10 protein-coding genes are annotated in these 12,731 nt (G+C 56.0%); 9 read left to right on the top strand and 1 reads right to left on the bottom strand.

Annotated elements, in window-relative coordinates; genetic code table 11:
* The first annotated feature begins 19 nt into the window (after positions 1 to 19).
* From H7848_RS06865 to H7848_RS06830, 9 genes are all read left to right on the top strand, one after another.
* The gene (locus tag H7848_RS06865) at positions 20 to 2,914 is read left to right on the top strand and encodes a formate dehydrogenase subunit alpha (protein WP_208349305.1); all 2,895 of its coding nucleotides are present in this window, start codon (positions 20 to 22) and stop codon (positions 2,912 to 2,914) included.
* Between the two features lie 13 nt (positions 2,915 to 2,927).
* A complete protein-coding gene (gene fdh3B, locus H7848_RS06860; RefSeq protein ID WP_208349302.1) occupies positions 2,928 to 3,521 on the top strand; it encodes a formate dehydrogenase FDH3 subunit beta in 594 nt (197 codons plus the stop codon).
* Between the two features lie 83 nt (positions 3,522 to 3,604).
* Entirely contained in the window at positions 3,605 to 4,816 is a 1,212-nt protein-coding gene (locus H7848_RS06855; protein ID WP_208349301.1) for a formate dehydrogenase subunit gamma, read from the top strand.
* 1 nt (position 4,817) lies between these two features.
* Positions 4,818 to 6,119 (top strand): c-type cytochrome, encoded by a 1,302-nt coding sequence (locus H7848_RS06850; RefSeq protein ID WP_208349299.1) that lies wholly within the window; start codon positions 4,818 to 4,820, stop codon positions 6,117 to 6,119.
* Positions 6,116 to 6,244 carry a hypothetical protein gene (locus H7848_RS20170; protein WP_272874387.1) on the top strand — a complete coding sequence of 43 codons (129 nt, stop codon included), beginning with the start codon at positions 6,116 to 6,118 and terminating at the stop codon, positions 6,242 to 6,244. Before H7848_RS06850 ends, H7848_RS20170 begins: the two co-directional genes overlap by 4 nt.
* Positions 6,245 to 6,252: 8 nt before the next feature.
* A complete protein-coding gene (locus H7848_RS06845) occupies positions 6,253 to 7,140 on the top strand; it encodes a helix-turn-helix transcriptional regulator (protein ID WP_208349297.1) in 888 nt (295 codons plus the stop codon).
* A 324-nt stretch (positions 7,141 to 7,464) separates the two neighbouring features.
* A complete protein-coding gene (locus tag H7848_RS06840) occupies positions 7,465 to 8,667 on the top strand; it encodes a DEAD/DEAH box helicase (protein ID WP_208349295.1) in 1,203 nt (400 codons plus the stop codon).
* Positions 8,668 to 8,771: 104 nt separating this feature from the next.
* Positions 8,772 to 9,677, top strand: a complete 906-nt coding sequence (locus H7848_RS06835; RefSeq protein WP_208349294.1) for a phosphate/phosphite/phosphonate ABC transporter substrate-binding protein — start codon at positions 8,772 to 8,774, stop codon at positions 9,675 to 9,677.
* Positions 9,674 to 12,004, top strand: a complete 2,331-nt coding sequence (locus H7848_RS06830; protein WP_208349292.1) for a HAMP domain-containing sensor histidine kinase — start codon at positions 9,674 to 9,676, stop codon at positions 12,002 to 12,004. Before H7848_RS06835 ends, H7848_RS06830 begins: the two co-directional genes overlap by 4 nt.
* Before the next feature lie 98 nt (positions 12,005 to 12,102).
* Here the strand turns inward: H7848_RS06830 and H7848_RS06825 are convergent, their stop codons facing one another.
* Positions 12,103 to 12,690 carry a TetR/AcrR family transcriptional regulator gene (locus H7848_RS06825; protein ID WP_208349291.1) on the bottom strand — a complete coding sequence of 196 codons (588 nt, stop codon included), beginning with the start codon at positions 12,688 to 12,690 and terminating at the stop codon, positions 12,103 to 12,105.
* Between the last annotated feature and the right edge of the window lie 41 nt (positions 12,691 to 12,731).

Below are 12,731 nucleotides of genomic sequence, written 5' to 3'. Positions count from 1 at the left end.
CCAGCAAGGGAGAGAGAACATGCTAAGGAAAAAGACCAACGGGGTTGCGCGACGCCCCCAGCGGACAAGTATCCTGTCCAATACAGCCGAGAAATCGGTTGATCGCCGTACGTTTTTGCGCGGCTCGGGTCTGGCCATTGGTGGTCTGGCCGCAATCAGCGCCACGGGTGGCACGGTCACCCAGGCTTCGGCGGCCACGGCTGCCAGCGGCGCGGTTGAGACAGTTAAATCAGTTTGTACGCACTGTTCGGTTGGCTGTACGGTCATCGCCGAGGTCAAGAACGGTGTCTGGGTCGGGCAGGAACCCGGCTGGGACAGCCCCTTCAACCTGGGTGCTCACTGCGCCAAGGGTGCGGCTGTGCGTGAACACGCCCACGGGGAACGTCGTCTGAAATATCCGATGAAAAAGGAAAATGGCGAATGGGTCCGCATCAGCTGGGATCAGGCCATTGACGAAATCGGCGACCAGATGATGAAAATCCGCGAAGAAAGCGGACCTGACAGCGTCTATTGGCTGGGATCGGCCAAGCACAACAACGAACAGGCCTACCTGTTCCGCAAATTTGCTGCTTATTGGGGCACAAACAACGTTGATCACCAGGCGCGTATCTGCCATTCAACCACCGTTGCGGGTGTTGCGAACACATGGGGCTATGGCGCCATGACCAACAGCTACAACGACATCCACAACAGCCGGGCGATCTTCCTGATCGGCGGCAATCCGGCCGAGGCACACCCTGTTTCGCTGCAGCACATTCTGAAAGCGAAAGAACAGAACAACGCACCCGTCATCGTCTGTGACCCGCGTTTCACACGGACCGCGGCCCATGCGGACGAATATGTCCGCTTCCGTCCCGGCACGGACGTGGCGCTGGTTTGGGGTATTCTGTGGCATATCTTCGAAAACGACTGGGAGGATAAGGAATTCATCCGCACCCGCGTTTGGGGGATGGACCAGATACGCGAAGAAGTTGCCAAGTGGACGCCCGATGAAGTCGAGCGTGTGACCGGCACCCCCGGATCGCAGCTGCGCCGTGTGGCCTTTACCCTGGTCAACAACCGTCCCGGCACCGTGATCTGGTGTATGGGTGGTACGCAGCACACCAACGGCAACAACAACACCCGCGCCTACTGCATTCTGCAGCTGGCATTGGGCAACATGGGCACGACCGGTGGCGGCACGAACATCTTCCGCGGCCACGACAACGTGCAAGGCGCGACAGACCTTGGCGTTCTGTGTCACACCCTGCCCGGTTACTATGGTCTGTCTGCCGGTGCATGGGCCCACTGGTCCCGTGTTTGGGGCGAAGACATCGACTGGCTGAAAGGTCAGTTCCAGACGGTCAAAGCCGCCGATGGCAAGGACAAGAACCTGATGAATTCGTCGGGCATTCCGGTATCGCGCTGGATCGACGGTGTTCTTGAAGACAAGGGCAACATGGACCAGCCCGACAACGTGCGTGCGATGGTACTTTGGGGTCACGCCCCGAATTCGCAGACACGAATGAAGGAAATGAAGACGGCGATGGAAAAAGTCGACACGCTTGTCGTGGTTGACCCCTTCCCCACCGTGTCTGCCGTGTTGCATGACCGCACCGATGGCGTTTACCTGCTGCCGGCCTCGACCCAGTTCGAAACCCGTGGATCTGTCACGGCATCGAACCGGTCGATCCAGTGGCGCGATCAGATCATGGACCCGCTGTTTGAATCGCTGCCAGATCACGTGATCATCGCGAAATTCGCCAATAAATTCGGGTTTGGGGATCGTCTCTTCCGCAATATCGAGATGGAAGATGCCGAGACACCCAACATCGAAAGCGTCACGCGTGAGTTTAACGCTGGCATGTGGACTGTTGGCTACACCGGTCAATCGCCAGAGCGGATCAAGCTGCACATGGCCAACCAGCACACGTTTGACAAAACGACGCTGCAGGCTGTGGGTGGACCTGCTGACGGGGACTATTACGGTATGCCATGGCCATGCTGGGGCACGCCGGAAATGCGTCACCCCGGGACGCCGAACCTTTACGATATGTCCAAACCTGTCAGCCAGGGTGGCCTGACCTTCCGTGCCCGCTTTGGTGTGGAACGTGACGGTGACAATCTGCTGGCCGAGGGCGTCTATAGTGCCGGTTCGGAAATTCAGGACGGTTATCCTGAGTTCACCATGCAGATGCTGATGGATCTGGGGTGGGACAGCGACCTGACCGCGGAAGAAAAAGCCGCAATTGACGCTGTGGCCGGTCCGAAAACCAACTGGAAGACCGACCTGTCGGGCGGTATCCAGCGGGTGGCCATCAAGCATGAGTGTGCGCCATTTGGGAACGCCAAGGCCCGCGCTGTGGTCTGGACCTTCCCCGATCCGGTACCGCTGCACCGCGAGCCGCTTTACACCAACCGGCGTGATCTGGTGGCGGATTATCCAACCTATGAGGACCGCCAGGCCTATCGTCTGCCGACCCTTTATGCGTCGATCCAGAAAAAGGACTTCAGCCAGGATTATCCGATCATCCTGACCTCCGGCCGTCTGGTCGAATATGAGGGCGGTGGTGATGAAACCCGGTCAAACCCCTGGCTGGCCGAACTTCAGCAGGACATGTTCGTCGAAATCAACCCGCGTGATGCCAATAACCTTGGTGTGCGGGACGGCGCGCAAGTCTGGGTCGAAGGACCCGAGGGCGGCCGCGTCAAGGTGATGGCCATGGTCACCGAACGGGTGGGCGCAGGCGTTGCCTTCATGCCCTTCCACTTCGGTGGTCATTTCGAAGGTGTGGACCAAAGGTCGAAATATCCGGATGGGGCTGACCCCTATGTCCTGGGTGAATCGACCAACACGGCCCAGACCTATGGCTACGATTCAGTGACACAGATGCAAGAGACGAAGGCGACTCTTTGCAAAATCACTGCAGCTTAAGGGAGCAATAAGAATGGCAAGAGCTAAGTTTCTCTGCGACGCCGAACGCTGCATTGAATGCAACGCCTGCGTCACAGCGTGTAAGAACGAACATGAGGTGCCCTGGGGCATCAACCGCCGCCGGGTGGTGACCATCAATGATGGTAAACCCGGTGAACGGTCGATCTCGGTCGCCTGTATGCACTGTTCTGACGCGCCCTGCATGGCAGTCTGCCCTGTGGACTGCTTCTATCAGAACGAAGAAGGTGTGGTCCTGCACTCAAAGGACCTGTGCATCGGCTGTGGCTACTGTTTCTATGCGTGTCCTTTCGGCGCGCCGCAGTACCCGCAGGCGGGCAACTTCGGATCGCGCGGCAAGATGGACAAATGTACCTTCTGCGCCGGTGGCCCCGAGGAAACCCACTCCGAGGCCGAGTTCCAGAAATACGGACGCAACCGGATCGCCGAGGGCAAGCTGCCCATCTGCGCCGAGATGTGTTCGACCAAGGCCCTGCTGGCCGGTGACGGTGATACGGTATCCGATATCTATCGCGAACGTGTCGTTGCCCGTGGTTTCGGATCAGGCGCCTGGGGCTGGGGCACGGCCTACGACCAGAAAGGCGGCTAAGCGCCTTCAGCTTCGTCAAGATCCAGGGGCGGCCTTTCGGGGCCGTCCTTTGACCCATTGATATAAACAAGGATCATCTTTCCATGTTTCGCTCTTTCCTTGCCTTGCTTCTGACCGTCACGCTGATGATGCCCGTGGCCGCACAAGACGCCGAGACCCCTGCCCCCGTTGATCGTTCTGCAACCGGCGGGGCACAGACGCTAGAAGATATTCTGGCGCGTCAGAGGGGCGAACAGATTGATGACAGTTTCCGCAGCGATGCCATAGGCAATCCCGACAATGCTGCGGGTATGAATGACCCCCTGGGCACTCTTGGGGGCACCTCTGATAGCGAGATTTACCGCGCCTTGCGTTATGGCACGGCCGATGTCACCGTATCGTCCCGTGGACCGGCCGCCGAGGTTCTGATCCAGGACGCCGGTATGGGCTGGGTGCAGTTCCGCGAAGGACCATTGCTGACCTATGGCGGTTATCTGCTGCTGGCCACACTTGGTTTGCTGACACTCTTCTACGTTCTGCGCGGGCGTATTCGGATTGATGGCCCCAAGACCGGGCGCACGATCACGCGATTTAAAGCCGTTGAACGCTTTGGCCACTGGCTGCTGGCCGGGTCGTTCATTCTGCTTGGGATCACCGGCCTTGTGTCGCTGTTCGGGCGCGTGGCCTTTATTCCGCTGTTCGGGCATGAGGCTTTCGCGGTGATCGCCACGGCCTGCAAATGGATCCACAACAACGTCGCCTGGGCCTTTATGCTGGGTCTGGTGATGGTTTTCGTGATGTGGGTTTTGCACAACATTCCCAACCGCACCGACCTGAAATGGCTGGCTGTCGGAGGGGGTCTGTTCAGCAAGGATGTGCACCCGCCTGCGAAAAAGTTCAACGCGGGGCAAAAGATGATCTTCTGGTCCGTGGTGCTTTTGGGCGTCTCGATTTCGCTGTCGGGCCTGTCGTTGCTGTTCCCGTTCGAGATGCCGATGTTTGCCAAGACCTTTGCCATCCTGAACGATACCGGCCTGCCCCAGCTTGTGGGTCTGGGCACCCTGCCCGAGGTCATGGCCCCACACGAAGAAATGCAATACGCCCAGCTTTGGCATTCGATCGTGGCCTTTGTCTTTATGGCGATCATTCTGGCGCATATCTATATCGGCTCGGTCGGGATGGAAGGTGCCTTTGACGCTATGGGATCGGGCGAAGTCGAGGAACAATGGGCCAAGGAACACCACGGTCTGTGGGTTGAGGAAGTCAAAGCAAAAGAGCAGGAAAAACTGTCGGCCAGTGCAACGCCTGCCGAATAGCATGCGTCTGATCGCAGTACTTTGCGCAGTACTTCTGCCCTGCGGGGCGCTGGCGCAGGACTTCTTTACACTGAAAGGTCACGGCGGCCCCGTCATGGGGATCGCCGTTTCGCCATCGGGCCAGATCGCGACGGCCAGCTTTGATAACGCCGTTGGCTTGTGGTCTGGCGAAACACCGCAATGGCTGGACGGTCACGAAGCTGCGGTGAAATCCGTTCTGTTTGTGGATGACACCCGGATCGTGTCCGCGGGCGATGATTTTCAGGTGCTTCTGTGGGATACTGAAACGGGCCAGTCGCGCGTCTTAGGTCAGCATCAGGGCAAGATCGCCGGCTTGGCGGTGTCGCCGGATGGCGCCTGGATCGCCTCGGCCAGTTGGGACGGCACCATCGGGCTTTGGTCTATGGACGACGGTGCCGCCCGAGTGCTGACCGGACATAGCGCAGGCGTGAACGCTGTGGTTTTTTCAGACGATGGTCAAAGACTTTATACCGCGTCGGCTGACGGATCGATCCGGGAATGGGATCTAAGCGCCGATACCGAAATCCGCGTTTTGCTGTCTAATGGCTTCGGGATTAATACGCTGGTCTTGAACGAAACCGGTGGATGGCTGGCCTATGGTGCAGTCGATGGCGTGACCCGCATTGTTGATCCCCGAAACGCGGATAGCATCGCCGATTTTACCTTGGACCGGCGACCTATTCTGGCCATGGTGCCATCGCCCGATCTGACCCGGCTGGCCGTGGGCGATGGCGAGGGCTTTATCATGATCATCGACACCGCCCAATGGCAGATTGTGCGCGATTTCCGGGCCACGCTGAAAGGCCCCATCTGGGCGCTGGCGTTTTCGCAGAACGGTCAAAATATCCACGCAGGCGGGCTGGACGATACGATGTATTCCTGGCCCATCGCCCAGATGGATGAGATCGGCCCGATGCAAACCGCCGACCGCAGCTTTCTGCAGGACCCCGAAACGATGGAAAACGGTGAACGTCAGTTTGCCCGCAAATGTTCCATCTGTCACACGCTGACCCCCGGCAGTGCGCGACGTGCGGGACCGACGCTGCACGGCGTCTTCGGGCGCAAGGCTGGCACCGTTAGCGACTACAGCTATTCGCCCACGCTGACGAATTCCGACATCATTTGGGATAAAACCACCATTGATGCCCTTTTCGACGAAGGCCCCGACCATTACATTCCGGGGTCGAAAATGCCGATGCAACGGATTACACAACAACAGGACCGCGACGATCTGATCGCATTCCTGAAACGTGCGACAGAAACGGAGACACAAGAACAATGAAAACCATGCTGATCGCCTTTGCCGCAACCGCCGTGATTTCGGTGGGCGCATGGTATGCCCTTGACCTGATCGGATTTTCTGCAGCCGAACAGGGCACAGGAGCGGCCGTTCGCCTGGACGACTAGATCAGCGCATGCAGGATCACAGTGCCGAATATCTGACAACCAGGGAACTGGCTGATCTGCTGCGCATCAAGGAACGCAAGGTCTATGATATGGCCGCAAACGGGGATGTGCCCTGCGTTCGGGTGGTTGGTAAGCTGTTGTTTCCACGTGCAGAAATCCGGGCCTGGCTGCATTCGGCGCGCTCTGGCCCGCACAGTGCATCCATCGTTTTGCCGAATATCTTTGTGGGCAGCCATGACCCTTTGCTGGACTGGGCCTTGCGCGCATCTGGCAGCGGCATTGCCGGTTTCTTTGACGGCAGCCACGATGGGCTGGACCGGCTTGCGGGCCAGCAGGCCATCGCTTGCGGGCTGCACATTCACGAACCGGATGGTTGGAACAGCCAAACCGTGGCAGGTCAGGTACCCGACAGCCCGGTCGTGCTGATCGAATTTGCCCGTCGCCAGCGCGGGATACTGACTGCGCCCGACAACCCGCATGGCATCACGACCCTGCCCCAGATCAAGGGCCACCGGCTGGCCCAACGTCAGGACAGTGCCGCCAGTCAGCGTTTGCTGCAACATCTGGCGGCGGACCAGGGCCTTGATCTGAGCAGCCTTGATCAAATGGCGACCCCTGCCCGCACCGAACAGGATATCGCAGCCGCCATTGCCGAAGGGCGCGCCGACGTGGGCTTTGGCATCGCCGCCGTGGCCGCGCAGTTCAAGCTGGATTTCATCCCCGTTGTCGACGAACGCTTCGATATCCTGATCTGGCGCAGTGCTTATTTTGATCAGCCTTTTCAAATGTTTATGAAATTTCTTGGTAGTCCTGACTTTAAAAATCGGGCAGCAGAAATGGGTGGTTACGATATATCCGGCCTGGGCCGTATACACTATAACGCGCCGGTCCTGTGACGTGTTTTGACCATGTTTGGCGTTAATAACACCCTACCGACTTTATACTGTTGACTTATCAATAGCTGGCGTTCATATGCCGCTCAGGATGTTCTCTGCCGCGTGAGCAGATGCGATCCTGCAATTTGCAGACGCTCCAGAACTCCGGTTTTACCAAGGTTTCCCATTTCACGCGGGGGTCCAGCGCGGTGACGGCCCGTCAGACAATGCGGTCTGAGGCTTAGGCGTCGCGCAACCCGATATCGCCCGTTGGCCTGCATGGCACGGCAGCGATTTCTTTTTGCTGCGGCTCACATCTGTGGCACCGATAGGACAAACAGAGTTATGACATTCGAAACACTGGGACTTAACCCCCGCATCGTTAAGACCTTGAAAACACAAAGCATTACAGATCCCACCCCTATTCAGCAAAAGGCCATTCCCCTTGCCCTGACCGGCCGGGATGTCATGGGCATTGCCCAAACCGGCACCGGGAAAACCGCCGCCTTCAGTCTGCCCATGGTGCAGCATTTGATGCAGGCAGGCACCAAACCGGACCTAAAGACAGTGCGCGGTCTTATCCTGGCCCCCACCCGCGAACTGGCCAAACAAATCTTTGATAACGTTACAGATTATACCAAAGGCTCTCATATCAAGGTTAATCTTGTGGTGGGCGGCGCATCCATCAATGCTCAGATCAACAGGCTGCAGCGGGGCAGCGACCTTTTGGTGGCCACGCCTGGGCGGCTGATCGATCTGTTGGACCGCAAGGCCGTGCGTTTGGATGTGGCACAGTTTCTGGTTCTGGATGAAGCGGACCAGATGCTTGATCTGGGTTTTATTCATGCCCTGCGCCGGATTGCTCCTCTTTTGCCGGCTGATCGTCAGACCATGTTGTTTTCGGCCACAATGCCCAAGCAGATGTCTGAACTGGCCGCGACCTATCTGACCGATCCTGTGCGGGTTCAAGTATCGCCCCCCGGAAAGCCCGCCGAAAAGATTGTCCAGGGTCTTCATTTCGTTGAACAATCCGACAAGACCGCGCTTTTGATAAAACACTTGAACGCACATCCGAAAGACAAAGCGCTGGTTTTTACCCGTACCAAACATGGCGCAGACCGGCTGACGAAAGCTCTTTTGAAGCATGATTTTGAGGTCACTGCGATACATGGCAACAAATCCCAGGGCCAGCGGGAACGGGCGATTAAAGAATTTCGCAAGGGTCAGTTGAATGTTCTTGTGGCCACTGATGTCGCCGCCCGTGGGCTTGATATTCCCGACGTGCGCCATGTCTACAACTTTGATCTGCCGAATGTGCCCGACAACTATGTTCACCGGATCGGTCGTACGGCACGGGCCGGGCGCGATGGCAGTGCAGTGGCCTATTGTGCACCCGCTGAAATGTCAGAATTGAAGGCGATCCAAAAGACGATGGGGCGCGACATACCGGTTTTGGGCGGCACAAGATGGGGTCCGTCTGGCGACACCCGTCAAAAGCCAGCGCGGCCCAACCGGAAACGACGTCCCAACCGCCGCAAGGCAGCATAGTCTAAAAAATCTGCCGGCGGCCCCCTTCCTCGTTTACGATTTCGCAAGACTGTTCCGCATATGTTCGTGAACAGGACTGCAAATGATCGGAAAAAGGGGGAATTATGTATATAACGTTGATCCGAATGGTATTGGCACCACTGCTGACGATCTTTGTCATGGCGGCCGCAGTGGTCGCCGAACCGCTGCGCATCGGAACAATATCGGATGAACCCAGCAACGAAATCCGTGATTATGTGCCCTTTGCGACGTATCTTGAGGGGCAACTGCCAGGGTCAAGCTATGATCGGGTCGAAGTCGTGATGTTCCCCGATGTGCCTCAGATGGTCATGGCCATGAAACAGGGCGATATTGATATCTATATCGACAGCGCGCTGAAGTCCTTGGTTGTCAACACAAAATCAGGTGGCAAGATGGTGCTGCGCCGCTGGAAGCGGGGCGTGGCGCAGTATCGGTCGGTCGTTTTCGTGCGCGAAGACAGCGATATTCAGTCGGTGCAGGACCTGACCGGAAAGCTGGTGGGCGTGGAAGATCTCTATGCCACGACCGGATATCTGCTGCCGCGTCTGTCTTTGGCCGATGATGGTTATGTGTTCGAACAGGTTCAAGACCTGCGTGCACCGCGGCCCACTGACAAGATTGGCTATGCTGTTTCCGGTGACGAAGACAACACGATCGAATGGGTCGTACGGGGCCGGGCCGAGGCTGGCTTTAGCGCCGAAAACGATCTGATTTCGCATAATAAGTCCTCAGATCAAAAGCTGCGCGCGATCCATATGACCCCTTACATACCGCGTAATGTCGTCAGTTTTTCGCCCACCGTTAACGACCAAGATGCTGCTTTTCTGAAAACGGTTTTCATGTCGCTTGGCACATCGAAAGACGGTCTTGGTGTCATGATGGCCTTTGATGGCACCGTGGAATTTGATGAAATTCCTGCTGAGGATCGCGCATTCATGGATCGCATTCAGGATGAATTGCAGATGCTGATGGCAAACCCGGGGACATGAAGCGACTTGGCACCACCATCCTGACCTTTACGCTATGTTGCGTTTTGCTGGTGGCGGGGTCTATGGCAACGGTTTCGATCATTTTGGATCGGGAACGTGCGGCGTCGGCCTTTCAAAGACAAACGGCGACAATGGCGGACTCGGCCGCCGTTTCCGCCTTTGACGCGGCCTATAACTTCGATTTCCGGGGGCTTGAACGACTGGCCAATAGTGTGATGGCTAACCATGCAATGATCAGCATCATGATTGTCGATGAAAAAGGACAAGTGCTGGTTCAGGCGGGCGACCCCAGTATCTGGAAAACATACGCCGACTTTGCCAAGGATGCCTGTAGTCGCGTTGAGCCTGTAACAATGGCAGCCAGTCAATATTCATTTGCCGCCGTTCCCCTAGTAACCAGCGGGGCGCCGGCCATTGGGCATGTGTTGATTGCGCGTTCGTCGATCGAATTACAGGAACGCGTCAGCAAGCAGATGACCGAGTCGATCCTTTTGGCGCTATTGTGTCTGTTGCCTGTCTGCGCAGGGGCATGGGTTCTGGCGCGGCGCATTTCATACCGCGTCGTTCGTTTGACACATGCCGCCGATCTCGTGTCCGATGGCCACCTGATGACCGATATTCCAGTAGCCGGTCAAGATGAAATCGGGCAATTGGGCCGATCAATTCAGGCTATGGTTTCACGTCTTTCGGCATTGCTGCAGGAACGTCAGGCCTTGACCATTTCGCTTGAAAAGAAAGTACGCGAACGGACGGCGAAATTGGCTGAACGGGAAAAAAACCTGGCGGTGGCATTGCAGGACGCCAAGGCAGCCGCGAAAGCGAAGTCGGAATTTTTGGCCACGATGAGCCATGAAATCAGAACGCCGATGAACGCCGTTTTGGGGATGTCTAACGTGCTTCTTGAGACGCCTTTAAGTGACGAACAGAGATGTTACGTCAAAACGGTTTCAAGTTCAGGGCAGGCCCTACTGGGTATTATCAACGATATTCTTGACCTATCGAAAGTGGAAGCCGGACAGATTGAACTGGCCCCCCGTCGCTTTAGACTTGGTGAACTTATCGAGGATATTGGTGATCTTCTGGCGATCGAAGCTGACGCAAAAAACATAGAGTTCATAATAGATATTGACCCACGACTACCCAAATTTGTCACCGCAGATGATGGGCGTCTGCGACAAATTCTGATCAACCTGATCGGCAATGCCATTAAATTTACCGCCACCGGCTATGTCAAACTATCGGTTGAAGGCATACTCAATAGCGACAAAATAGGTCTGACTTTTTCGGTTCAGGACACCGGAGTAGGTATTCCGGACACGGTCATCGACAAGATTTTCGATGCGTTTCAACAAGCTGACGGTGCCGTTAGTCGCAAATATGGCGGCACTGGACTTGGTCTGACCATCGCGATGCGCCTTGCGCGACTGATGGGCGGACATATTGATGTGACGTCAGTGGAAGGGCAAGGATCGAACTTTAGCGTCACGATAGATATGCCATTTGAACAAAAGGCCAGCCCACTAGATATCAGATATCATGCAGCACTTCTGATCATGGGCTGTGATATCTCGGCCAATGCGGCCGTGCGGCAGTTTGACCATCTTGGTATCAGGGCCACGGTTGTTTCGACTATGCAGGCCGCACTACAGCATATGGATGCATCAGTAAACAAGCGGGGCTTGATCGTCTGCCACCATCAATTCAGCTCAGACCCATTGTTTGATCGTTTAATTACAGCGATCCAAGAATCCGGTTCCAGCCTTGCCATTGCGGCCCCCGCGATGCTGGTTAACCAACTGACGTCCTATGCAGAGAGGCCCGGTATCTTTGTGATACGCAATCCGCTGCATCCTTCACGCATTCGGTCGATGGTATCGAACAATAGACCCCGACAAACCAAGAATAAGTCGGACAATGCGTTCAGCAAAATCAGTGGTCGGCTTCTTTTAGCAGACGATAATCTGACAAACCAGGCGATCGTGAAAGCAATGCTGAAAAATATGAATTTCGACATCATGACGGCTCAGAATGGTCACGAAGCGATTGATATCTTTGAAAAAGAGCAGCCTGATCTGATCTTGATGGATATCTCAATGCCCGAACTTGACGGCTTGTCTGCCACGAAACATATCAGGCAGATTGAGGCCCAGAATGAACGCCAGCCTGTTCCAATCATTGCTTTGACGGCCAATGTTCTGGAAGAGGATCAAAAACGATGCCTTGATGCTGGTATGAACCACTATCTCTCGAAACCCCTGCGAAAAGAGCAGTTGATTGAAGTTATCGATAATTTCGTTTCCCCTACAAAGGCTTACGCCGCGCAATAGATGCAGCACCCCTCAGGCACCCGATAGACGAAAATACCAAAGACAACGCCTAAATCATTGAGCGGCAAATCAATTTGATCGGCTCAGAGACCATACATCTAAGCGCCCACAGTATTTTTCACCAATTCCCAGTATAGATCGGCGACCTCGTTCTGGGTCAGTCGACCGGTGGCACGGTACCAGCTTGTCACGCCCGTCAACATTGCGATCAGGGCCAGCGCGGTGATCTTGGTGTCATTCAAAACAAACACCCGCCGCGCAGCACCATCGCGCAGGATCGTTTCAAGCGCGTTTTCATAGGTGCGGCGCAATTCCTCGATCACTGTGAAATTCTCGGTCGTCAGATTGCGCAGCTCCATATACGAAATGAAGACGTGATCGGGCCTTTCAAGATGGAAGTCGATGTGAAAACGGGTAAAGGCCTCAAGCCGTTGCAAGGGATCGCCACTGATGTCGGCTTGTGAATGGGCGGCCAGCAATTCATCCATATGGCCCTTCATCAGATCGAACAAAAGGCTTTGTTTATCAGGGGTATAGTTGTAAAGCGCCCCCGCCTGCACGCCCACGTCCGACGCGATCTGACGCATTGATACGGCCGCAAACCCATGCTGCGCAAACAGCCGCAATGCCGCGCTGTGAACCCGCGGGCCGGTGATTTCGGAATGTGATCCCTGTTTACGTGCCATTGGCATAAATTAACTGAACGGGCGTTCAGTGCAATGGTTTG

The sequence above is a fragment of the Pseudaestuariivita rosea genome, from assembly GCF_017592335.1.
Classification (GTDB): domain Bacteria; phylum Pseudomonadota; class Alphaproteobacteria; order Rhodobacterales; family Rhodobacteraceae; genus Parasulfitobacter; species Parasulfitobacter rosea.
Note: the sequence above shows the minus strand (reverse complement) of the source record. Positions and strands in the feature narration are given on the sequence as shown.